The following is a 22546-nucleotide window of genomic DNA, read 5'->3' on the forward strand; positions in this document are numbered from 1 at the left end:
CATGACGTACGTCGAGCTGCACTGCCACTCGTCGTACTCGTTCCTCGACGGCGCGTCGCTGCCGGAGGAGCTTGCCGCCCGCGCTGCCGAGCTCGGCTACGAGGCGCTCGCGCTCAGCGACCACGACGGCGTCTACGGCTCGCTCGAGTTCGCCCATGCCGCGAAGGCGCTTGGCGTACGGCCGATCACGGGAGCCGAGGTGACGCTGGCAGGCGGCGCCCACGTGACGCTGCTCGTCGAGACGGCCCGCGGGTATGCGAATCTGTGCCGCATCCTCACGGCCGCCCACGCAGGCACCCGTATGCCCGGACGCGAGGACAGAGAGCCGTTGCCGCCGGCCGTCGAGCAGGTCTTCGTGGAGGAGCACGCCGACGGCCTCGTCTGCCTCTCCGGCTGTGCGCGCAGCGGTCTTGCCGTGCGCGATCCGGGCGCCGCCGCCCGGCTCGCGCGCGCATTCGGCCGTGACCGCTTCCTCGTCGAGCTGCAGCGCCCGTTCGAGCGCGGTGACGTACGGCGCAACGCGGCCCTGCGCGACCTCGCAGAGCGCCTCGGCGTCGACACCGTCGCCACCGGCAACGTGCACGCTCACGCGCCTCGCCGCACGCTGTTGCAGGACACGCTCGTGGCGATCCGCTGCCGCGCCTCGCTCGACGGATCCGAGCAGGAGCGGCGCGGGAACCGCGAGAGCGTCCTGCACGCACCCGCGGAGATGGCGGACCGCTTCGCCACCGTCGACCCGTCCGCCGTCGAGCGTGCCGGCGCGCTCGCCGAGCGGCTCACGTTCGATCTCACGCAGGAGCTCGGCTACCGCTACCCCGACTTCTGCGACGGCGCCGAGCCGGCGATCCGGAGGCTCGCGGCGATCTGCCACGACGCGTTCGCCGACCGCTACCCGGCAAGGGACAGACTGGTGCTCGCTCGTGCGCGTGCGCGTCTCGAGACCGAGCTCGCGCTCGTCGACGAGCTCGGCCTCGCCGGCTTCTTCCTGCTCCACTGGGAGGTGCTCGAGCTCGCCCGGGAGTGCGCGCTGCAGGTGCGCGGTCGCAACTCGCCGCGTCGCTTCCTGCCGCCCGGGCGCGGCCGTGGCAGCTCCGTCGGCTCCATCGTCTGCTACCTGACCGGGCTCTCGCACGTCGACCCGGTGACGAACGACCTCTCGCTCGGCCGCTTCCTCAACCGCGAGCTCGCCTCCGTCCCCGACATCGACCTCGACTTCCCGCGCGACATCCGCGAGAAGCTGATCGTCGCGGTCAGCGAGCGCTACGGGCACGAGCACGCGGCGCTGGTGGCGAGCTTCGCCACCTACCGCTCGCGCGGCGCCATTCGCGACGTCGGCAAGGCGCTCGGCCTGCCGCACGCCGAGCTCGAGCGGCTCGCCCGGGTCACCGACGGCTGGGACGCCGGCCGGGTAGCGGACGAGGTGGCAGCGCTCCCCGACGCCGAGCGCAAGCTGCTCTCGAAGCGCTGGCGCGCCTTCCGGTTCCTCACCGCGGAGATCGCCCGGCTGCCGCGGCACATCTCACAGCATCCCGGCGGCATGGTGATCTCGTCCCGGCCCCTCATCGACCTCGTCCCCGTGCAGCCGGCGGCGATGGCCGGTCGCCGGCTGTGCCAGTGGGACAAGGACTCGTGCGCCGACGCCGGCTTCCTCAAGATCGACCTGCTCGGACTCGGGATGCTCTCCGCGGTGGAGGAATGCGTGGAGCGGATCGCGGAAGCGTACGGCGAGCCGATCGACCTCTCCCGCATCCCGCTCGACGATCCCGGTGTGTTCGCGGAGATCCAGCGCGCCGACACGGTCGGCACGTTCCAGATCGAGAGCCGCGCGCAGATGCAGAGCCTGCTGCGCACGAAGCCGGAGACGATCGACGACCTCACCGTGCAGGTCGCGCTCGTGCGGCCGGGACCGATCCAGGGGAAGGCCGTACACCCGTACATCGAGCATCGCAGGCGGCTGCGCGAGGACCCGTCGTTCGTCTACCCGGTCGATCACGAGTCGCTGCGGGAACCGCTCGCCTCGACGCTCGGCGTCGTCGTCTTCCAGGATCAGGTGCTCGACGTGGCGGTCGCGCTCGCCGGCTTCTCCGTGGGGGAGGCGGAGGGTCTGCGGCGCGCGATGAGTCGCAAGCGCAGCCGCGCCGCGCTCGAGGCGCACCGGGTGCGCTTCGTCGAGGGCGCGATGCGAAACGGCGTCGCCGAGGAGACGGCCAACCTCGTCTACGACAAGCTCGTCGGCTTCTCCGGCTTCGGCTTCCCGAAGTCGCACGCTGCCGCGTTCGGCCTGCTCGCCTACCAGTCCCAGTGGCTGCGCCACCACTATCCGGCCGAGTTCCTGTGTGCTCTCCTCAACGCGCAGCCGATGGGCTTCTATCCGCCTGCGAGCCTCGTGCGCGACGCGCAGCGGCGCGGGGTGGAGGTGCTCTCCCCCGACGTCAACCTGAGCGGCGCCCGCTGCTCGCTCGAGCCCCTCGACGAGCGGGCCGGCGGCACAAGTGGCTCAGAGCCACGAAGTCTTCTCGTCCGCCATGCCGTTCGCGTCGGCCTCGTCTACGTGCAGTCGGTGGGGGAGGACGACGCTGCCGCGCTCGTCGCCGAGCGCGAGGCCAACGGCCCCTACGTCGACGTCGGCGACCTCGCCCGGCGGACGCGACTCTCGAGGGACGGCCTCGTCGCGCTCGTCGAGGGCGGTGCCTGCGACGCATTCGGGCCGGGGCGGCGCGACCTGCTGTGGGAGCTCGGCCTCGCGACGCGCCCCCGCCCGGTGCCGGGGACGCAGGGGGAGGCGAGGCAGCTCACGCTCTCGCTCGACCCGACCGCCGCGACCCCGCCGCTGCGCGATCCCACCCGCTGGGAGCGGATGCTCGCCGACTACCGGCGCACCGGGCTCTCGGTCGGGACGCACCCGCTGGCGCTCCTGCGCCCGCATCTTCCGCCCGGGACGCTCTCGAGCGTCGAGCTGCACGTCTCCCCTCACGGCGCCGGCGTCGCGTTCGCAGGGCTCGTGATCGCCCGGCAGCGCCCGGCGACCGCGAAGGGGATCGTGTTCATGCTGCTCGAGGACGAGCACGGCCAGGTGAACCTGATCGTGCCGTCGCAGGTGTACGAGCGGCACCGAGCGATCGTGCGCGGCGAGCCGCTGCTGCTCGCGCGCGGCCGCTACGAGCGGGTGGAGGAGATTCGAAACGTCGTCGTCTCCTCGATCGAGACCCTGGCGCCGCTCGCCCGTCGGGTCGCCGCGCTCGACGTCGGCGCGGCTCTCCCGCGGGCCCACCACTTCGGACAGCGCTGACGCCCGCCGCGCTCGCCCGCGTTCTCCGTCAGCTGACGGCGTCGCCTGCGACGCGGCGAACCTCGTCCAGCGTCGTCACGCCGGCGATCGAGAGGCGAATGCCGTCGTCCCGCAGCGTGATCATGCCCTGGGAGACGGCCGTCGCCTCGATCTCGCGTGTGGGGGCGCCGACGAGCATGGCGATCTCGTCCGTCATCGTCAGCACCTCGAACAGCGGCACGCGGCCGCGGTAGCCCGTGCCGTCGCATTCGGAGCAGCCGACGGCGCGGTAGAGCGTGAGCTCGCCGTAGGACTCGGGCACGCGCATCGAGCGAAGCTCTTCCGGCTCGGGTGTGTACGGCTCGCAGCACGCCTGGCACACGCGCCGGGCGAGGCGCTGGCCGACGATGCAGTTGATCGACGTCGCGATGATGCTGCGCTCGATCTGCATGTCCGTGAGCCTCTGCATCGCCGCCGCCGCCGTCTGGGCGTGCAGGGTCGTCAGCACGAGGTGGCCGGTCATCGCGGCGCGGAACGCGATCTGCGCCGTCTCCTCGTCCCGGATCTCGCCGACGAGCAGCACGTCGGGGTCGGAGCGCAGGATCGTGCGCAGCCCGCTCGCGAATGTGAGTCCGGCTCTCGGGTTGATCTCGATCTGGTCGAGTCCCGCGGCCCGGTACTCGACCGGGTCCTCGATCGTCGTCAGCTGGCGGTCCGGCGTGTTGAGCACCTGCAGGCAGGCGTACAGCGTCGTCGTCTTGCCGGAGCCGGTCGGGCCGACGACGACGACGGCGCCGAACGGCTGCGAGATCGCGCGCGCGAGCGCGGCGCGGTTCCGCTCCCACATCCCGAGCGCCTCGAGCGAGTTGGGCGCATCGCCCTGCGCGAGGACGCGGAGCGTCACCTTCTCACCGTGGGTCGTCGGCAGGATGGCGATGCGGACGTCGATCGACTCGTTGCCGCGCTTGATCGAGACGCGGCCGTCCTGCGGCGCTCGGCGCTCGGCGATGTCGAGGCCGCCCATGATCTTGAGGCGGCTCGCGATCGCGGGTGCCTGCGTGCCGGCGATCGAGGTCAGCTCGCGCATGACGCCGTCGACGCGCACGCGCACGTAGAGGCGGCGCTGCTGCGGCGTGAAGTGGATGTCCGAGGCGCCGAGATCGAGTGCCTTGGAGATCGCGCGGTTGATGAAGACGACGGCCGGCGTGTCGTGGTCGAGGTCGAGCACCGTGGCGTCGTCCTCGCTCTCGGCTGCGTCGGTGACGACCTCCTGGATGTCGACCGTCGCCTCGTCGTGGATCCGCGTGATCGCGGCCTCGATCGCCTCCGGCGCCGCCACGCAGACGCGCACGGGAACGCCGAGTGCGAGGCGCAGCTCGTCCGAGAACATGACGTTCGTCGGGTCGGCGACAGCCACGAGCACCGAGCCGTCCTCGTTGAACCTGATCGGCAGCGCGCGGTAGCGCCGCGCGAGATTCTCGGGCAGCAGCGTCGCCGCCTCGACCTCGATCGACGGAAGGTCGAGCTCGACGAACTGCAGCTCGTGCTGCTCCGCGAGCACTCTCGAGATGGCCGTCGGCGTGGCGGCGCCGGACTCGACGAGGATCTCTCCGAGCCGCTTCTCGGGGTTCTTCCGCTTCTCGTCGAGTGCCGTCTCGAGCTGCTCGGGCGTGATCGCCCCGTCGCGAACGAGCAGCGCGCCGAGAGCGGGCCAGGGATTGCGGGCTGCTTCCACGATCGCTCTATCGGCAGGGAACGTCCCTGGGATGAGGGACGTGTGCGACGGTTGATTCCTGGAACGGGGACAATCGCGCCGTGCGCGCGGTGGTGCAGCGGGTGAGGCGTGGCGCGGTGCGCGTCGGGGGCTCGACCGTGGGCGCGTGCGGCGCTGGTCTCGTCGTGCTCGTCGGCGTCGCCGAGGAGGATTCCGCGGCCGACGCCGACCGACTGGCCCGCAAGGTGGCGCGCCTGCGTGTGTTTCCCGGCGAGGACGGGCGGTTCGAGCGCTCGCTCGTGGACGTCGGCGGCGAGGCGCTCGTCGTGAGCCAGTTCACGTTGCTCGCGGACGCCTCCCGGGGGAACCGCCCGAGCTTCGCCGCCGCCGCGCGGCCGGCGGCGGCGGCGCCGCTCGTCGCGCGCTTCGCCGCGGCGCTGCGGGAGGAGGGCGTGCGCGTCGCGACCGGGTCGTTCGGCGCGCACATGGAGGTGGAGCTCGTCAACGACGGCCCCGTGACGATCGTGCTCGGCTGACGGGGGCGCGCGGGCTCGGGGCGCGCGAACGCTGCTATCCTTCGCTCACCACATTTCACCTGCTTTGGGAAATGGGCGCGCGGCGCCCATTTTTGTTGAGAGGACGCGCTTTGGCCGACATGCTCGTCACCGAGAGGACGCTTGCCAGGGAGATCGCACCCGCGGTCGAGCGGAGCCTGCCCGGCGTCGAGGTGCTGGCCGTCGAGATGCTCTCGCCGAGCCGCTTCTGCGTCTACGTCGACCACCCCGAAGGTGTCGACCATGCGCTGTGCGCCCGCGTCACGCAGCTCCTCGACGACTACCGCGCCTCGTACACGATCGACGTGTCCTCGCCCGGCGTCGAGCGCCCGCTGCGCAAGCCTGCGCACTTCCGGGCAGCGGTCGGACAGGAGGTCCAGATCCGTACGGCGACACCGCTCGCCGGCAAGAAGCGCTTTCGCGGCGCGGTCGTCGCCGCAGACGAACGACACCTCCGTCTCGCCGCAGGCGACGAGGCGGTCGACATCCCGTACGAGGCGATCGTCCGGGGCAATCTGATCGACGAGGGACAGGTGCAGCCATGAGCCAGGAGATCATCGAGGGCATCCGCACGATCGAGCGCGAGAAGGGCATCGATCCGGGGACGCTCGTTGCGGCGCTCGAGGACGCGCTGCTCGCGGCGTACAAGAAGACGCCGGGCGCCGCCCGCCACGCCGAGGTGATCCTCGACGACGAGGGTGAGTTCCGCGTGTTCGGGATCCAGATCCCGGCCGACCTGGAAGCGCGCCTGCTGGACGAGGCGCGCGAGGCTGCGATCGACGAGCTCGAGCGCATCGAGGAGGAGACGGGCGAGCGCCAGCACACCCTCGTCAGCGACGACGATCTCGAGCTCGACTGGTCGCAGGTGCCGGAGGACCAGATGGTGCGCACCGACGTCACGCCGCACGACTTCGGCCGTATCGCCGCGATGACGGCCAAGCAGGTGATCCAGCAGCGCATCCGCGAGGCGGAGCGCGCGATGATGTACGACGAGTACGTCGACCGGCAGGGCGAGGTCGTGACCGGGATCGTGCAGCAGGCCGGTGACCGCAACAACGTCCTCGTCGACCTCGGCAAGGTCGAGGCGCTGCTGCCCCGCTCCGAGCAGGTCGACGGCGAGCGCTACGAGCAGGGGTCGCGCATCAAGGCCGTGATCACCGAGGTGCGGTCGGGGACGAAGGGCCCGCAGGTGATCCTCTCCCGCCGCGACCCGGAGCTGATCAAGACGCTGTTCGAGCTGGAGGTGCCGGAGATCGCGGACGGCCTCGTCGAGATTCGCGGCGTCGCCCGCGAGCCCGGCTACCGCTCGAAGATCGCGGTCGAGTCGCACGTGCAGGGCGTCGACCCGGTCGGCGCGTGCGTCGGCCCGCGTGGCTCGCGTGTGCGCATGGTCGTCTCCGAGCTGCGCGGCGAGAAGATCGACATCATCCCGTGGAACACCGAGCCTGCGCGCTTCGTCGCGAAGGCGCTCTCGCCTGCCCGCGTGCGCGAGGTCTACATCGACGACGAAACCCGCGAGGCGACGGTCGTCGTGCCCGACGACCAGCTGGCGCTCGCAATCGGGAAGGAGGGCCTCAACGCCCGCCTGGCGGCGCGGCTGACCGGATGGAAGGTCGACATCCAGTCGGACACGGAGTTCGCGCAGGCCGAAGCCGATGCCGCATTCGCCGGCGAGGACGACACCCAGGAGTTCTCCGGGCGCTGCGCCGCGACGCTGTCGAACGGCAAGCGCTGCCCGAACGCGGCGCTGCCCGGATCGCACTACTGCGGCGTGCCCGCCCACCAGGCGCTCGCCGGCCGGCCGCTGCCGGCCGCGGTCGCGCGCGACGCCGCGGAGCCCGAGAGCGCCGACGCCGGTGCGGACGCGGGTGCCGCCGCCCCGGAGGCGGCGTCCGCGGGAACGGCTGTCGAGGAGGGCGCCGCGGAGGCCGTCCGGGAGGGCGAGCACGCTGACGCGTGAGCGCCTCGCCGGTACGGACGTGCGCGGGCTGCGGGCGCAAGGCGCCACAGCACGAGTTGCTGCGGTTCGCGGCGGTGGACGGCAGCCTCGCTCAGGGGCGGACGCTGCCCGGCCGCGGCGTCTACACGTGCCTTGGCCTCGCATGCTTCGAGCGCGCGCTGGCGTCGCGCGCGTTCGCTCGTGTCCTGCGGACGACCGTGTCCGCCGGGCCGGAGCTCGCGCGCCACTACACTGATAGCTGATGGCCGACGGACCCAACAAGCCCAACCGCCCCATCCGCCCGCGCGGAGGGCCTTCCGGACGCAAGCGCCGCGTCGTCATCGACGGCGGCAGCGCCCGCGGCCGCGACGGCCGCCAGGCGCGCGACCGCGGGCCCGGGACAGGCGCGCCTTCGAGCAGGCAGCCGGTGGCGCAGCCGACCGGGCCGGTGACGGTCCCCTCCGGCGTCAGCGTCAAGGACCTGTCGGCTGCGCTCGGGATTCCCGTGGCCCAGATCATCAAGATCATGATGGGCATGGGGGAGATGGTCACCATCACCCAGTCGCTGTCGGACGAATCCGTCGAGCTGATCGCCGCCGAGGTCGAGCGCGAGGTCGTGATCAAGCACGCCGCCGACGACGACGCCGAGCCGGAGGCCTTCGAGGACAGGGAGGAGGATCTGGCTCCGCGACCGCCGGTCGTCACGATCATGGGCCACGTCGACCACGGCAAGACGACGCTGCTCGACGCGATCCGCAAGACCTCGGTCGTCGACACGGAGGCCGGCGGCATCACGCAGCACATCGGCGCCTACCAGGCGGTCGCGGACGGTCGCAAGATCACGTTCCTCGACACTCCCGGCCACGAGGCCTTCACCGCCATGCGCGCCCGCGGCGCCAAGGTGACGGACATCGCGGTGCTCGTCGTCGCCGCCGACGACGGCGTCATGCCGCAGACGCGCGAGTCGATCTCGCACGCGCGCGCCGCCGGCGTGCCGATCGTCGTCGCCGTCAACAAGATCGACGTGCCGAACGCCAACGTCGACCGCGTTCGCTCGGAGCTTGCCGCCGAAGGGCTGCAGCCCGAGGAGTGGGGCGGCAACACGCAGTTCGCCGAGGTGTCCGCGAAGCAGCAGACGGGCCTCGACGAGCTGCTCGAGATGGTGCTGCTCGTGGCCGACGCGGAGCTCGACCTGCGCGCGAACCCGAACGTCGAGGCCTCCGGGCCGATCGTGGAGTCGCGCCTCGACGTCGGTCGCGGCCCGGTCGCGACGATGCTCGTCCAGCGCGGCACGCTGCACATCGGAGACGCGATCGTCGCCGGCGACGCGTCCGGCAAGGTGCGCGCCCTCTACGACTACCGCGGCGAGAAGGTGAACGAGGCGAAGCCCGGCGAGCCGGTCGAGATCCTCGGCTTCGACCGGCCGCCGCCTGCCGGCGAGCTGTGCCGGGTCGTCGAGCACGAGCGCCAGGCGAAGGACCTCGCCCAGAAACGCGCCGAGCGCCTCCGCCGCGAGCAGCTCGCGCAGCGCCCCAGGCGCGGCGTCTCGCTGGAGGCGTTCTTCTCCCAGCTGCAGGAGGGCGTCGTCCAGGATCTCAACATCGTGCTCAAGGCGGACGTGCAGGGCTCCGTCGAGGCGCTGCTCGGCGAGCTCGGCAAGATCCACCATTCCGAGGTGCGCGTCAACGTCATCCACACGGGCGTCGGCGGCATCACCGAGAACGACGTCAACCTCGCGTCGGCCTCGCATGCGCTCGTGATCGGATTCAACGTGCGGCCGAGCGCCGACGCGCGCGCGCTCGCCGAGCGCGAGGGCGTCGACATCCGCACCTACCGCGTCATCTACCAGCTCACGGACGACATCCAGCAGGCGCTCGTCGGCATGCTGTCGCCGGTCGAGAGCGAGGAGACGCTCGGCGAGGCACAGGTGCGGGCGCTGTTCAAGGTCTCGCGGCTCGGCACGATCGCGGGCTGCATGGTCACGAGCGGTGTCGTACGTCGAAACGCGAAGGTGCGCGTCGTGCGCGACGGCACCGAGATCTACGACACGTCGATCGCGCAGCTGAAGCGCTTCAAGGACGACGCGCGCGAGGTGAGCGAGGGCTTCGAGTGCGGCATCCTGCTCGAGGGCTTCAACGACCTCAAGGAAGGCGACGTCCTCGAGGCGTACGAGACGAAGCAGGTCGAGCGCACCGATCTCGACGAGGCGCCGCCGCCGGCAGCCGCGGCGTCCGCCCCGGCCGACGACGCGTAGGTGCGTTCCGCCGTACTGCGCCGCAGGGCGATCGCTCCCGGCCCGAACGGCATCCGCACGCGCCGGCGCGTTCCCGCTTCAATATGCCGGTGCCCAGCGGCTACGTCGGCATCTGCTCGTTCGAGCTCTTCTTCCCCGAGAGCCACTCGCTCAAGGAGAAGCGGATGCACCTGCGCTCGGTGAAGCAGCAGCTGCAGAACCGCGTCGCGTGCTCGATCGCGGAGGTCGACCACCACGGCGTCTGGCAGCGCACGCGTCTCACGCTCGCCTGCGTCTCCCGTGAGGCGCGGGAGGCCGAGCGGCTGCTCGACGAGGCGGAGCGCTGGCTCGCCGGACAGGGATTCGAGCTGCTCTCGCACGAGCGCGAGCTGGTGTGCCTCGATGATTGAGACGCCGGCGTGAGCGGCCGCATGCGGCGGGTCGACGAGGCCATCAAGGCGGTCGTCTCGGAGGCGATTCCGACGCTGAAGGATCCGCGGATCGGGTTCGTCACCGTGACGGGGGTCGAAGCGACGCACGACCTCTCGCAGGCGACGGTGTGGCTGAGCGTCTTCGGCGCGGAGAAGCAGCGTACGGCGACGATGCGTGCGCTCGAGAGCGCCGCCGGCGTCCTGCAGGCGCGCGTCAACCGCGAGCTTCACCTGCGCCGCACTCCCGTCCTCGTGTTCGCGTACGATCCGTCGGTCGAGCGGGGCGTGCGCATGACGAAGCTGATCGACGAGCTGGATCCCGGCCCCGAGACCACGGACGATGACCCAGGCAGCTGACATGCAGGCGGTCGCCGAGGCGATCCGCACCCACGAGCGGTTCCTCGTCACCTCGCACGAGAACCCCGACGGCGATGCGCTCGGGTCGCTGCTCGCCATGCATCTGGCGCTCCAGCAGCTCGGCAAGGACAGCGTGATGGTGCTCGCCGGCCCCGCGCCGCTGCCGGGTGAGTACCGTTTCCTCGAGCTTCCGGCCCGTGGCCTCGTGCGCGACGTGCCCGGCGACCATGCCGGGCGCGTGCTGGTGGCCGTCGACTGCGCGCAGGCGGCAAGGCTGACCGATCCGGCCCTGCTCGAGGCGACGCTCGTCGTCGACATCGACCATCACCACGACAACACGCGCTTCGGGGACGTCAACCTCGTCGTCGCCGACGTGTCCTCGACGGGGGAGCTGCTGGCGGAGGTCTTCCGCGAGGTCGGCGTCGCGCTCACTCCGCCCATCGCGGAGGCCCTCTACACCGCGCTCGTCACCGACACCGGGCGCTTCCAGTACTCGAACACGTCGCCGAAGGCACTGCGGCTCGCCGCCGATCTCGTGGAGGCGGGAGCCGACGTGCGGCGCGTCTTCCAGGGCGTGTACGAGAGCGTCCAGTTCGCGAAGCTGAAGCTGCTCGCGCGGGCGCTCGAGCGCGCGGAGACGTACGCGGACGGCCGCGTCATCGTCTCGTACCTGCTGCGCGGCGACTTCGCGGAGGTGGGCGCGGTCGAGCCGTACTCGGAAGGGATCATCGACTACCTGCGCTCCGTCGAGGGAGTGGAGCTTGCCGCCCTGATTCGCGAGCCGCCCCGGGACGGAAGCCCGGCACGCAAGGTCTCCGTGCGCTCCTCCGTCGCCTCGATCGACGTCTCGGCGATCGCGCGCAAGTCGGGAGGTGGGGGCCACCCGCAGGCCGCCGGCTTCTCGAGCGACCTCCCGATAGAGGAGATCACCGCGTTCGTCGTGGACGAGTTCCTCGCCGCCGCGGGCGCCGCGCCGGCGGCGGTTCCGGTCGCCTGATGGCGATTCCGCGGGGGCTCGACCCGACGGGCGTGATCCTGGTCGACAAGCCCTGCGGCCCGTCGTCGTTCGCGCTCGTCGCCCGGGTGCGTGCTCGCACGCGGGCGAGGACAGGCCACGCCGGAACGCTCGATCCGTTCGCCTCGGGACTCCTTCTGCTGTTGTCCGGTCGAGCAACGAGAATGGCTTCGTGCTTCGTGGGCCTCGACAAGCGCTATCGCACCGAGATCGACCTCTCGCTGCGCACGACGACGGGAGACCGGGAGGGCGCGCCGCTCGCGGAGGCGCGCGCGCCGCTCGCGGGAGATGCGCTCGACGACGCGCTCGCGCGCCTCCGCGGGGAGATCGAGCTGCCGATCCCCGCCGCCTCGGCGGTGAAGATCGGCGGCGAGCGCGCCTATCGCCTGCACCGGCGCGGGGTCGAGGTCGAGATGCCTCTGCGCCGCTCCCGCGTGGACGCGCTCGACGTCATCGCGTATCGAGACGGCATCGTGACGCTCGATCTCCGCGTCGGCTCCGGCACCTACGTGAGGGCGATCGCCGACGCGCTCGGAGGGCACTGCGTGAGCTTGCGCCGCACGGAGATCGGCCCCTTCCTCGTCGAGGAGGCCGACGAGGAGCGCGTGCTTCCGGTCGACGAGGCGCTCGCCCGGATCGGGCTGACCATCGCGGCGGCGGAGGCCGCCGCAGGCGGCAGGCCGCTGCGCGCGGCGAGCGGGCCGGTGGGCGAACGCAAGAGCGGCGACAGCGGAGGCATGCCGGCGTGAAGATCGCACACTCGCCCGCCCAGCTCGAGCGGCAGCCGCGGGCCGTCGCGATCGGCACCTTCGACGGCGTCCACCGGGGGCATCGGGCGGTCGTCCAGGCGGCGATCGACACGGGTCTCGCGCCGACGGTGATCACGTTCGACCCGCACCCGCGCATCGCGCTCGGGAACCACGTGGAGCTGATCGCGACACTCGAACGGCGGCTCGAGCTGCTCGCGGAGGTCGGGGTGGAGGCGACGCTCGTCGCCGGGTTCACGCCCGAGCTGATGGCGCTCGAGCCGGAGGACTTCGCGGAGCGCTACCTGCGCGCGATCGGTGCGGAGGCTGTGGCCGCCGGGGACGACTTCCGCTTCGGCGCCCGCCGGCGTGGCGACCTCGATCTGCTCGAGCGCATGGGCTTCGACGTGCTGGAGGTGCCGATGGTGCCCGGCGTGTCCTCGTCGGCGATCCGCATCGCGCTCCACGCGGGCGATGTCACCGGCGCCGCGGCGATGCTCGGCCGCCCATACGAGCTCGACGGCACCGTCGTCGCGGGCGACCAGCGCGGCGGCACGCTGGGCTATCCGACGGCGAACCTCGCTCTGGAGCCGCAGCTCGTGTGCCCGCGCCACGGCATCTACGCGGGCGCCGCGCTCGGGCATCGCGCCGCCGTCTCGATCGGCACGAACCCGCACTACGGCGGTACCGAGCGGCGCATCGAGCCGCACCTGCTCGACTTCGAGGGCGATCTCTACGGGCGCCGGCTCCTCGTCGAGCTCTGGGAGCTGCTGCGCGACGAGAAGGCGTTCGAGAACGAGGGCGCGCTGGTCGAGCAGATCGGCCGCGACGTCGCGGCCGTGCGCGTCGCCAAGCGCCCCCCCTGCGACGCCCGCGACCGCCTGATTCAGCCGCCGCCGGCGTGATGGTGGTGCCCTGCACGCTCGTCGAGCCGCGTGTGCATCGTGTCGTGGATCGCATCGATCTGGAAGAGGCTGACATCGTCCGGACCGCTCCCCGCGGGGCGAAACGGCGAGTCCAGCACGTGCAGGAGGCGCACGATGTACAGGAAGATCAGGGCGATGAAACCGAGCATGACGGCGTCCACGAGCGGTGCCCCGATCCGCGTGAAGAGCAGCAGGACGATCAGGAGGCCGAGCATCGTCTCCACGAGCGTATAGGCGGACGGCAGGAACGAGATCCGCTGGATGTACGAAACGCGCATCAGGTTCCGGACGATCTGCGCCTGCTCCTGCTTGAGCCGGGCGATGTAGTTCGGCGGCACGCCGAGCGCGTCCATCTCGAGGAAGCTGTCGGTCAGGCGCTCGACGGTCTCGACCGTGTGCGTCGTGCCGTGGACGAGGTCGTCCCGGAGCGTGTGGGGTACGTGGGCGAGCGTCTCCGCGAGGCGTGCGAGATCGAAGGAGGGATGCTGCTCCTTCACGTAGGCGCCCTCGCGGAAGACGCTCTCGAGCGAGGCCGCAATCTCGGTCGGCAGCCGCTCGCTCTCCTTGTAGTCGCTCATCGTCCCGGTCAGCATCATCCCGACGATGAAGATCGCGCCGCCGACGATGCTGGCGTGGAGGGGGCTCACGTCGATGAACTCCCAGCCAAGCCGCTCCAGGGCGATCTTCGCCGCGATCACGAGCAGGACGACCGGCAGCGTCCTCGCGAGCAGCACGTAGCGCCGGGCGACCATCGATCTCGCCGCTCGCGATACGGCGGACTGCCTCCGCTCCGAGCGGCGCTGCCCGTCGACGGTTCGCTCCACTAGTGCGGCGTCTCCAAATGTTCGACCCGAAACGGGCGCGCGAGGCGCGCCCCTTCAGGAGCATGTCGCCCGGCTGCGCAGCAGCCGGGCGACATGCAGCAAGCATCGAGCGCGGCGTCTCGCGACAAGACTTTCCGGTGGAATGGTGCGAGACGCCGCACTAGCTGCGCGGGGGCAGAAGCGTGCGGCCCGACTGGGACCAGGCGTCCATGCCGCCGCGAAGCTCGACGATGCGCTCGTACCCGAGCCGGTGCAGCGCCGTGACGGCGACCGCGCTCATGCGGCCGCTGCGGCAGTAGACGGCGAGCCGCGCCGTCTTCGCGGGCAGGCGCCCTCGCAGCCGGGCGATCCGGTCGAACGGGATGCGCAGGTCGGTGCCGCGGATCGCTCCGGCGTCGGGCACGTGGACGTTGATCGTGACCGTGCCCGGCGTCGCGACCGCCCTCGCGAACGCGGCGGGCGAGACGAGCGTGGACGGAGGCGACGCGACGGCGCCGCCGGCCGCGACGCCCGCGAGAAGCGAGGCGGCGGCGAGGATCGGGAGCACGTGACGGAGTCTCATGCGCCGCATCGTAGGAGCCGGATGTGGCGTTCCTGTGAAGGTCGCAGGTGCGCCTGCGCCGTCGCGCCGAGCCCGGGGCCGCATCACTGCTAGCCTTCCGGACGACCGCAGTCTCGGCCGGCCGTGTCTTCCTTCACGCCGCGCGGGGACGGCGGAGACGTCGACAGAGGAGGACGCATGGCCCTCACCAAGGAAGTCAAGCAGGAGTTGATCGACAAGCACGGGCGCAGCTCGACCGACACGGGCTCGACCGAGGTGCAAGTCGCGATGCTGACCAAGCGCATCAACGACCTCACCGAGCACCTGCGCACCCACCCGAAGGACCACTACTCGAGGCGCGGGCTGCTGAAGCTCGTCGGTCGCAGGCGCCGCTTCCTCGCGTACATGCAGAAGCACGACCTCGAGGGCTATCGCGCCCTCATCAAGGAGCTGGGCCTGCGCCGCTAGGCCTGTCTCCCCCATAGGGGAAGGTGGACGTTTGATCGAGTCGCGGCCGAGACGCGCGGCTGGCTCAAACCTCCACCTTCCGCAAAGCACGGAAGAGTGAAGGGAACGAACATATGAGCATCGCTACCGGGCGCCGAGCCACGGTATCGGTCGAGATCGGTGGTCGGGAGATCACGTTCGAGACCGGCAAGCTCGCCAAGCAGGCCGACGGCGCAGTCGTCGTCCGCTCGGGCGACACCATGATCCTCGCGACGGCCGTCGGCCGGCAGGAGGTCCGCCCCGACGCGGACTTCTTCCCGCTGACCGTCGATGTCGAGGAGCGGATGTACGCCGCCGGGAAGATCCCGGGCGGCTTCTTCAAGCGCGAAGGGCGCGCAACCGAGCGCGCCACACTCACTGCGCGCATGATCGACCGGCCGATCCGGCCGCTGTGGCCGAAGGGGTTCAAGAACGAGGTGCACGTGGTCTGCACCGTGCTGTCGGCGGACATGCTGAACCCGCACGACGTCCTCTGCATCAACGGCGCCTCCGCGGCGCTCGCCATCTCGCCGCTGCCGTTCCTCGGCCCGGTGGGGGCGGTGCGGATCGGCCGCATCGACGGTGCGCTCGTCGTCAACCCGGACCTCGTGCAGCAGGACGAGGAGTCCGACCTCGACCTCATCGTCGTCGGCACCCACGACGGGCTGACGATGATCGAGGCCGGCGCCGACCAGGTTCCGGAGGACACGCTGCTCGAGGCGTTCGAGCTGGCGCACGGCGAGATCAGGCGCATCTGCGATGCGATCGAGGACCTGCGCACGCAGGTCGGCAAGCCGAAGTGGGTCGACGCCGAGCTCAACGCCGAGCTCGAGGCCGCCCACGGCGACGCGATCTGGCGGCGTATCCAGGAGCAGGGGCTGCGCGAAGCCGGAGCCATCGTCGACGAGCTCGTCGCCGAGCTGTGCCCCGGCATCGGCATGGACTCCACCGAGGAGGACATGGTCAGGGAGGTGCAGGTCAAGGCCGGGCTCGCGAGCCTGCTCGAGCGCCAGCGGCTGACCGCCGTCGAGGGCCCGGTGCGCGAGCAGTTCGAGGCCGACCTCCGCGTCCTCACCGACGCGGAGCAGGACTCGAAGGAGCTCAAGGCACGCAAGCGCGCCATTCTCTTCGACCGCATCCTCGAGGAGGTGCAGCTGCCCTTCCCGGCCGGCGCGCCGGCCGCCGAGGGCGAGGAGCCCGTCGAGGACGCGCTCACCAGGCAGGTCGTGAAGAAGGCCGCCGAGGCGATCTACAAGGACCTCGTGCGCAAGAAGATCGCGATCGAGAAGCGGCGGCCGGACGGCCGCGGCACCGAGGAGATCCGGCCGATCGAGTGCGAGGTCACCGTCTCGCCACGCACGCACGGGTCGGCGCTGTTCACACGCGGGCAGACGCAGGTGATGACGCTCTGCACGCTCGGCACGGCGAAGGAGGGGCAGCGGATCGACGACCTCTCGCTCGAGCAGGATCGCCGCTTCATGCACCACTACAACTTCCCGCCCTTCTCGGTCGGCGAGACCGGGTTCATGCGGGGGCCGAAGCGGCGTGACATCGGCCACGGCGCGCTCGCACAGAGGGCGCTCGAGGCCGTGATCCCGCCGGCGGACGAGTTCCCGTACACGATCCGGCTCGTGTCGGAGACGCTCGAGTCGAACGGCTCGTCGTCGATGGCGTCGGTGTGCGGTTCCACGATGTCGCTGATGGACGCCGGCGTGCCGATCTCGGCTCCCGTGTCGGGCATCGCGATGGGCCTCGTCAAGGAGGGCGACGACTACGTCATCCTCACCGACATCCAGGGCGCCGAGGACCACCTCGGCGACATGGACTTCAAGGTGGCCGGCACGGCGGAGGGCATCACCGCCCTGCAGATGGACATCAAGATCACCGGGGTGACGCAGGAGATCATGCGCAACGCGCTCGCGCAGGCCAAGCGTGCGCGCGTGTTCATCCTCGGCAAGATGGCGGAGGCGATCGCCGAGCCGCGCGAGCAGCTCGCAGAGCACGCGCCACGCATCTCGAGCGTGCAGATCAACCCCGAGTTCATCGGCATGGTGATCGGCAAGGGCGGCGAGACGATCCGCGGGCTCGAGGCCGACTACGACGTCCAGATCGACATCGGGGAGGACGGCACGATCCTCGTCTACGCGACGCAGGGCACGAACGCCGACGCGGCCATCTCGGCGATCACGGCGCTGACGAAGTCGCCCGAAGTGGGCGACACGTACACGGGCAAGGTCGTGAAGACGACCGAGTTCGGCGCGTTCGTCGAGCTGAAGAAGGGCACCGACGGGCTCCTCCACGTCTCCAACGTGGGCCCGGGCCGGGTCGCGCACATCGAGGACGTGATGGCCCGCGGCGACATCGTCGACGTGATCGTGCAGGAGGTCGACAAGGACAGGGGCCGTATCGGCCTCAAGCTCGTCGCCAAGCACGAGGACGGCAGGCTCGTCCAGCCCGAGGAGCTGATCGAGCGGGCAAGGAATGCGCCTCCGCGCGAGCCGCGCGAGGAGCGGCCCCGCGGCGGGCGACCCGGCGGCGACCGCGGTCGCGACCGCGGCCCGCGCCGCGACTAGTGCGGCGTCTCGCACCATTGCAGCGGAAAGCCTTGTTGCGAGACGCCGCACTCGATGCTCGCTGCGTGTCGCCCGGCTGCTGCGCAGCCGGGCGACACGATCCTGAAGGGGCGCGCTTCGCGCGCCCGTTTCGGGTCGAACGTCTGGAGACGGCGCACGAGGCGCGCGGCCCGCTCGCAGCCGGCGGCAGCGGGGAGGGGCGGCGCACGCCGCCCCTCCCCCCGTCGTACGCCCGCCGAGGCGTCGCCGCACGCCCGCAGCGGCATGGGCTGATGCGCGGCGCCGCTACGATCGCGCGAATGGACGATCACCGTCTCACGACGCTGCCGGGAGGCGAGCGTGTCGTCAGCGAGCGTATCGACGGCGTCCGCTCCGCGGCCCTCGGCCTCTTCATCGGCGCCGGCTCGCGCGACGAGCCCCCGGCGAAGGCCGGCGTCTCCCACTTCATCGAGCATCTCCTGTTCAAGGGCACGGCGCGCTACGACGCCGTCCAGATCGCGGAGCTGTTCGACGCGATGGGCGGAGAGCTCAACGCGGCCACCTCGCGCGAGACGACGGTCGTCTACACACGGGTGCCGGACGACCATGTCGACGTCGCGCTCGACGTGATGACGGACATGGTGTTCGCGCCGACGTTCGCCGATCTCGACTGCGAGCGCGAGGTCGTGCTCGAGGAGATCGCCATGGTCGAGGACAACCCGCAGGAGCTCGTCCACGACCTCGCCGCCGAGGCCGTGTTCGGCGGGCACCCGCTCGGACGGCCGGTGATCGGTCGCGCGGACGTGATCTCGACGGTCTCGAAGCGCTCGCTGCGCGCGTACCATCGTGCCGCGTACGTGGGTGCCAACGTCGTCCTCGCCGCGGCGGGCAACGTCGACCACGACCGTATCGGGGCGGCGCTGGCGGAGCGCGGCGGCGTGCCCGGCGCGACGCTCGGGCGCGTGCGCAAGCCCGCGCGCGCGGCGCCGCCCCCGACGCTGCGCTTCCGCCGCAAGAACACGGAGCAGTACCACGTCTGCCTCGCCGCCCCGGGGCTGCGGCGCGACGATCCCCGCCGCTACGCGGCGGGACTGCTCGACGCGATCCTCGGAGGATCGGCCTCCTCGCGGCTGTTCCAGGAGATCCGGGAGAAGCGCGGCATGGCGTACTCGATCTACTCGTACGCGTCCCGGTACGTCGACACGGGCCAGGTGGGGATCTACGTCGGCACGCGCGAGGAGAACCTGAGAGCATGCCTCGAGGTGATCGCAGACGAGCTGCGGGACATCGGGGCGGGGAACATCCGGCCCGGCGAGCTCGAGCGCGCAAAGGAGAACATGAAGGGACGCATGCTGCTCTCGCTCGAGTCGACGTCGGCGCGCATGTCGCGCCTCGGCAAGGCCGTCGTGACCGGCACCGAGATCGTCTCGGTGGAGGAGAGCGAGCGACGCATCGACGCGGTCACCCCCGAGGACGTGGCGGCGCTCGCGCGCGACGTCTATGCGCCCGAACGCCTCTCGGCCGCGGGCATCGGCCCGAGCGCGAGGCGCTTCGAGGCCGCCGTCAAGCTGCTCAACCCGGCGGCTGCCGCCCGCGCCGCATGAACGTGCTGCTGTTCGGGCGCGACGGCAAGGTGGGCTCCGTGCTGATGGAGGCGCTGCGCCGCGCCGGCCACGCCGTGACGGGCGTCGAGGCCGGCGACGCCGTCGACCCGGGCGGGCACGACGCCGCCGTCGACTTCACCGCGCCCGCGGCGGTGCTCGCGAACGCGACGCTGGCGCTCACGGCCGGCGTGCCCTGCGTGATCGGCACCACGGGCCTCGGCGACGACGGCCTCGCCGAGCTCGACGCGCTCGCGCGCTCGCGGGCCACGGCGTGCTTCATCGCACCGAACTTCGCGCTCGGGGCGGTGCTGATGATGCGCTTCGCCGCCGAGGCGGCCCGCTCGTTCCCGCGTGCCGAGATCGTCGAGCTGCACGCGGATACCAAGCTCGACGCGCCCTCGGGAACGGCGAAGGCCACCGCCGCGAAGATGGGCGGCAGCGTCCCGATCCACTCGGTGCGGCTGCCGGGCCTCGTCGCCCACCAGGAGGTGATCCTCGGCGGGCCGGGGGAGATCCTCACGATCCGGCACGACACGACCTCTCGCGAGGCATTCGCGCCGGGCGTGCTGCTCGCGCTCGAGCGCGTGCGCGGCCTGCCCCCCGGCGTGACCGTCGGCCTCGAGTCCCTTCTCTGAGCCTGGATCCGCCGAGGGGCGTGAGCGCCGGGGCGCGTCGGGACGTCTCGGGGGCGTCCACGCGCCGGAGCGCAGGCCGCCCCGGGCAGCCGGCGCAGGGATACAATCAGCGCGTGCTGGGCGAAGTCCTGACCGCCGTCGTCACGCCCTTCGCGGCAGACGGCTCCGTCGACCTCGGCCGCTTCCGCGCGCTGCTACGCCATCTCGTCGCGAACGGCTCCGACGGCGTCGTCGTCACCGGCACCACGGGCGAGAGCCCGACGCTCGCCGACGGCGAGCGCTTCGCGCTGTACGAGGCCGCCGTCGACGAGCTCGGCGGCGCCCACACCGTGATCGCGGGCACGGGCACCTATGCGACGGCCCACTCGGTGCACCTCACCGAGCGGGCGCACGCGATCGGCGTCGACGGCTTCCTCGTCGTCACGCCCTACTACAACAAGCCGCCCCAGCGGGGCATCGTCGCGCACGTCGAGGCGATCGCTGCCGTCAGCGACCGGCCGGTCGTCTTCTACGACATCCCGAGTCGCGTCGTCGTCGACGCCGAGCCGGCCACGATCGAGGCGCTCGCGGGCATCGAGAACGTGCGCGCGGTGAAGCAGGCGAAGCCGTCGCTCGCGGCCGCGCGCGCCGTCGTCGCGTGCGGCCTCGATCTGTACGCCGGCGACGACGATCTCCTCCTCCCGTTCCTCGAGGTCGGGGGCGTCGGCGGCATCTGCGTGCACACCCACGTCGTCGGACCGCGGGTGCAGGAGATGGTGCGCCGCTTCCGCGACGGCGACCGCGACGGCGCCCGCGCGCTCGACGAGGAGCTGCGTCCCGCGATCGAGCTGCTGCGCGTGCAGACGAACCCGATCGCGATCAAGTGCGCCCTCAACCTGCTCGGCCACGAGGTCGGCGGCCTGCGCCTACCGCTCGTGGAGGCGACGCCGGAGGAGGAGGACGCCGTGCGCGGCTGCCTCGAGCGCCTCGGGCTGCTGCAGCGCGCCGCCGCCTGAGCGCGGCCGTGCGCGCGGGAGGAGCGGCCGCGCGGCCGCTCGTGTGATCGGCACGCGCCCGTACACTGCGCCTCGATGAGCGACGCACTCCGCATCATCCCGCTCGGCGGGCTCGGCGAGGTCGGCAAGAACATGACCGTCTACGAGATCGGCGACGACCGCATCCTCGTCGACGCCGGCCTGGCGTTCCCGCGCGACGAGCACCTCGGCGTCGACCTCGTGCTCCCCGACTTCTCCTACCTCGCGGACCGCCCGCTGCTCGCGATCGTGCTGACGCACGGGCACGAGGACCACGTGGGCGCGCTGCCCTACGTGCTGCGCGAGATCGAGGTCGGCGAGGTGATCGCGACGCGCCTCACGCTCGCGATGATCACGTCGAAGCTCGACGAGCACAAGCTCGCAGCGGCGACGACCCTGCGCGAGGTGCGGCCCGAGGACGGCGCCGTCGAGGTCGGGCCGTTCCGGATGGAGTTCGTGCGCATGGCGCATTCGATCCCGGACGCGATGGCGATCCTGTTCGAGACATCCGCGGGCCGCGTGCTCCACACGGGTGACTGGAAGCTCGACCACACACCCGTGGACGGGCTCAAGACCGACGTCGGCAAGCTCGCGGAGATCGGCAACCGCGGGGTCGACCTGATGCTGGCGGACTCGACGAACGCCGAGCGCCCCGGCATGACCGGTTCCGAGCGACTCGTCGGCGAGGCGTTCCGGCACATCATCCCGGCGCGGAGGGGGCGCATCCTCGTCGCCTCGTTCGCCTCCAACATCCACCGCATGCAGCAGGCCGCCGAGGTCGCGATCGCCAACGGCCGCAAGGTCGCGCTCGTGGGCCGCTCGATGCGCAAGAACATGAGCATCGCGCGTAGCCTCGGCTACGTCGGCCTCCCCGACGATGCGCTCGTCTCGCCGAAGGAGGCGATGTCGCTCCCGCCGGATCGCGTGCTCGTGCTCTGCACCGGCAGCCAGGGGGAGCCGATGTCCGCGCTCACGCGGATCGCCTACGGCGACCACCCCAACGTGACGGTCGCGCGCGGCGACACCGTGATCATCTCGGCCAAGCCGGTGCCGGGCAACGAGCTCCGTGTGCACGACTCGATCAACCGGCTGACGCGGGCCGGCGCAGAGGTGCTGCACGAGGAGGTCGCGCTCGTCCACGTCTCCGGGCACGCCTGCTCGGAGGAGATGCGGGCGCTGCTCTCGCTCGTGCGCCCGAAGGCGTTGATGCCGATCCACGGCGAGTACCGCATGCTCGCCGCGCACGCGCGGCTGGGCCGTGAGGCCGGCATTCCCGCGGCGGGGATCGTGATCGCCGAGAACGGCTCGGTCGTGGAGCTGACGCCGCGCGGGGTCGAGATCGTCGACCGCATCGAGGCCGGCGTCACCTTCGTGGACGGGCTCGGCGTCGGGGACGTGCAGGACGTCGCGCTGCGCGACCGGCGCCGGCTCTCGGAGGACGGCGTGCTCATCGTCGTCACCACGGTCGCCCTCTCCGACGGGGGCGAGATCGCCCCGCCGGAGCTGATCGCCCGCGGCTTCGCCGAGGACGACGCGCTGCTCGACGACCTGCGCGACGAGGCCGACCGCGTCGCGCTCGAGCTGTCGGCAGACGGCATCACGGAGGTCAAGCTGCTGCAGGAGCACATGCACGACGCAATCGGACGGCTCGTGTACGACCGTACGCGGCGGCGCCCGATGATCCTGCCAGTCGTGATCGAGGTTTGAC

The 22546-nt window shown here is 71.6% G+C and carries 20 protein-coding genes; 17 read left to right on the plus strand and 3 right to left on the minus strand.

What is annotated here, in order from left to right:
- Position 1 precedes the first annotated feature (1 nt).
- Complete coding sequence (locus Gocc_RS04405; RefSeq protein ID WP_114795332.1) at positions 2–3289, plus strand: DNA polymerase III subunit alpha; 3288 nt, start codon at positions 2–4, stop codon at positions 3287–3289.
- 28 nt (positions 3290–3317) lie between these two features.
- On the opposite strand, the gene Gocc_RS04410 is transcribed toward Gocc_RS04405, so the two are convergent.
- Positions 3318–5003 (minus strand): GspE/PulE family protein, encoded by a 1686-nt coding sequence (locus Gocc_RS04410; RefSeq protein WP_114795333.1) that lies wholly within the window; start codon positions 5001–5003, stop codon positions 3318–3320.
- 80 nt (positions 5004–5083) lie between these two features.
- Here Gocc_RS04410 and dtd point away from each other — a divergent pair, with 80 nt between their 5' ends.
- The 10 genes from dtd to ribF all read left to right on the plus strand — a co-directional run bounded on the left by dtd (position 5084) and on the right by ribF (position 13162).
- Positions 5084–5518, plus strand: a complete 435-nt coding sequence (gene dtd, locus Gocc_RS04415; RefSeq protein WP_114795334.1) for a D-aminoacyl-tRNA deacylase — start codon at positions 5084–5086, stop codon at positions 5516–5518.
- Between the two features lie 119 nt (positions 5519–5637).
- Positions 5638–6081 (plus strand): ribosome maturation factor RimP, encoded by a 444-nt coding sequence (locus tag Gocc_RS04420; protein WP_245904881.1) that lies wholly within the window; start codon positions 5638–5640, stop codon positions 6079–6081.
- Entirely contained in the window at positions 6078–7496 is a 1419-nt protein-coding gene (nusA, locus tag Gocc_RS04425) for a transcription termination factor NusA (RefSeq protein ID WP_114795336.1), read from the plus strand. Before Gocc_RS04420 ends, nusA begins: the two co-directional genes overlap by 4 nt.
- Positions 7493–7738, plus strand: coding sequence for a YlxR family protein (locus Gocc_RS04430; protein WP_114795337.1), 246 nt, complete (start codon positions 7493–7495; stop codon positions 7736–7738). Before nusA ends, Gocc_RS04430 begins: the two co-directional genes overlap by 4 nt.
- Complete coding sequence (gene infB / locus Gocc_RS04435; protein ID WP_114795338.1) at positions 7738–9729, plus strand: translation initiation factor IF-2; 1992 nt, start codon at positions 7738–7740, stop codon at positions 9727–9729. Before Gocc_RS04430 ends, infB begins: the two co-directional genes overlap by 1 nt.
- An 89-nt stretch (positions 9730–9818) precedes the next feature.
- Complete coding sequence (locus tag Gocc_RS04440; RefSeq protein ID WP_181813364.1) at positions 9819–10118, plus strand: DUF503 domain-containing protein; 300 nt, start codon at positions 9819–9821, stop codon at positions 10116–10118.
- 9 nt (positions 10119–10127) lie between these two features.
- Entirely contained in the window at positions 10128–10496 is a 369-nt protein-coding gene (gene rbfA / locus Gocc_RS04445; protein ID WP_220150445.1) for a 30S ribosome-binding factor RbfA, read from the plus strand.
- On the plus strand, positions 10480–11493 hold the full coding sequence (locus Gocc_RS04450; protein WP_114795340.1) for a DHH family phosphoesterase: 1014 nt from the start codon (positions 10480–10482) through the stop codon (positions 11491–11493). Before rbfA ends, Gocc_RS04450 begins: the two co-directional genes overlap by 17 nt.
- Positions 11493–12260: a pseudouridine synthase family protein gene (truB, locus tag Gocc_RS15985; RefSeq protein WP_114795341.1), complete on the plus strand. Its 768-nt coding sequence runs from the start codon at positions 11493–11495 to the stop codon at positions 12258–12260. The genes Gocc_RS04450 and truB overlap by 1 nt, the downstream gene beginning before the upstream one ends.
- Positions 12257–13162: a riboflavin biosynthesis protein RibF gene (gene ribF / locus Gocc_RS15990; protein WP_181813365.1), complete on the plus strand. Its 906-nt coding sequence runs from the start codon at positions 12257–12259 to the stop codon at positions 13160–13162. The genes truB and ribF overlap by 4 nt, the downstream gene beginning before the upstream one ends.
- On the opposite strand, the gene Gocc_RS04465 is transcribed toward ribF, so the two are convergent.
- Together Gocc_RS04465 and Gocc_RS04470 are read right to left on the minus strand one after the other, a co-directional pair.
- Entirely contained in the window at positions 13144–13935 is a 792-nt protein-coding gene (locus Gocc_RS04465; protein ID WP_147281182.1) for a hypothetical protein, read from the minus strand. The two genes, ribF and Gocc_RS04465, sit on opposite strands and share 19 nt — an antisense overlap.
- Positions 13936–14167: 232 nt before the next feature.
- Positions 14168–14569 (minus strand): rhodanese-like domain-containing protein, encoded by a 402-nt coding sequence (locus tag Gocc_RS04470; RefSeq protein WP_220150446.1) that lies wholly within the window; start codon positions 14567–14569, stop codon positions 14168–14170.
- Positions 14570–14746: 177 nt separating this feature from the next.
- Here Gocc_RS04470 and rpsO point away from each other — a divergent pair, with 177 nt between their 5' ends.
- From rpsO to Gocc_RS04505, 6 genes are all read left to right on the plus strand, one after another.
- Positions 14747–15016 carry a 30S ribosomal protein S15 gene (gene rpsO, locus Gocc_RS04475; RefSeq protein WP_114795344.1) on the plus strand — a complete coding sequence of 90 codons (270 nt, stop codon included), beginning with the start codon at positions 14747–14749 and terminating at the stop codon, positions 15014–15016.
- A 113-nt stretch (positions 15017–15129) separates the two neighbouring features.
- Entirely contained in the window at positions 15130–17607 is a 2478-nt protein-coding gene (locus tag Gocc_RS04485) for a polyribonucleotide nucleotidyltransferase (RefSeq protein ID WP_220150447.1), read from the plus strand.
- A gap of 299 nt (positions 17608–17906) precedes the next feature.
- On the plus strand, positions 17907–19190 hold the full coding sequence (locus Gocc_RS04490) for a M16 family metallopeptidase (protein WP_181813366.1): 1284 nt from the start codon (positions 17907–17909) through the stop codon (positions 19188–19190).
- Positions 19187–19825 carry a 4-hydroxy-tetrahydrodipicolinate reductase gene (locus Gocc_RS04495; protein ID WP_114795346.1) on the plus strand — a complete coding sequence of 213 codons (639 nt, stop codon included), beginning with the start codon at positions 19187–19189 and terminating at the stop codon, positions 19823–19825. Before Gocc_RS04490 ends, Gocc_RS04495 begins: the two co-directional genes overlap by 4 nt.
- Positions 19826–19938: 113 nt before the next feature.
- The gene (gene dapA, locus Gocc_RS04500) at positions 19939–20820 is read left to right on the plus strand and encodes a 4-hydroxy-tetrahydrodipicolinate synthase (RefSeq protein WP_114795347.1); all 882 of its coding nucleotides are present in this window, start codon (positions 19939–19941) and stop codon (positions 20818–20820) included.
- Positions 20821–20895: 75 nt separating this feature from the next.
- Positions 20896–22545, plus strand: coding sequence for a ribonuclease J (locus Gocc_RS04505; RefSeq protein WP_114795348.1), 1650 nt, complete (start codon positions 20896–20898; stop codon positions 22543–22545).
- Position 22546 lies beyond the last annotated feature (1 nt).

The organism is Gaiella occulta (assembly GCF_003351045.1).
Classification (GTDB): Bacteria; Actinomycetota; Thermoleophilia; order Gaiellales; family Gaiellaceae; genus Gaiella; species Gaiella occulta.

Excerpts from the sequence above, each read along its gene's own strand:
- Gocc_RS04405 (WP_114795332.1), top strand. The coding sequence starts at position 2 with ATGACGTACGTCGAGCTGCACTGCCACTCGTCGTACTCGTTCCTCGAC.
- Gocc_RS04420 (WP_245904881.1), top strand. The coding sequence starts at position 5,638 with ATGCTCGTCACCGAGAGGACGCTTGCCAGGGAGATCGCACCCGCGGTC.
- nusA (WP_114795336.1), top strand. The coding sequence starts at position 6,078 with ATGAGCCAGGAGATCATCGAGGGCATCCGCACGATCGAGCGCGAGAAG.
- infB (WP_114795338.1), top strand. The coding sequence starts at position 7,738 with ATGGCCGACGGACCCAACAAGCCCAACCGCCCCATCCGCCCGCGCGGA.
- Gocc_RS04450 (WP_114795340.1), top strand. The coding sequence starts at position 10,480 with ATGACCCAGGCAGCTGACATGCAGGCGGTCGCCGAGGCGATCCGCACC.
- truB (WP_114795341.1), top strand. The coding sequence starts at position 11,493 with ATGGCGATTCCGCGGGGGCTCGACCCGACGGGCGTGATCCTGGTCGAC.
- Gocc_RS04465 (WP_147281182.1), bottom strand. The coding sequence starts at position 13,935 with ATGGTCGCCCGGCGCTACGTGCTGCTCGCGAGGACGCTGCCGGTCGTC.
- Gocc_RS04470 (WP_220150446.1), bottom strand. The coding sequence starts at position 14,569 with ATGAGACTCCGTCACGTGCTCCCGATCCTCGCCGCCGCCTCGCTTCTC.
- rpsO (WP_114795344.1), top strand. The coding sequence starts at position 14,747 with ATGGCCCTCACCAAGGAAGTCAAGCAGGAGTTGATCGACAAGCACGGG.
- Gocc_RS04485 (WP_220150447.1), top strand. The coding sequence starts at position 15,130 with ATGAGCATCGCTACCGGGCGCCGAGCCACGGTATCGGTCGAGATCGGT.
- Gocc_RS04490 (WP_181813366.1), top strand. The coding sequence starts at position 17,907 with ATGGACGATCACCGTCTCACGACGCTGCCGGGAGGCGAGCGTGTCGTC.
- Gocc_RS04495 (WP_114795346.1), top strand. The coding sequence starts at position 19,187 with ATGAACGTGCTGCTGTTCGGGCGCGACGGCAAGGTGGGCTCCGTGCTG.
- Gocc_RS04505 (WP_114795348.1), top strand. The coding sequence starts at position 20,896 with ATGAGCGACGCACTCCGCATCATCCCGCTCGGCGGGCTCGGCGAGGTC.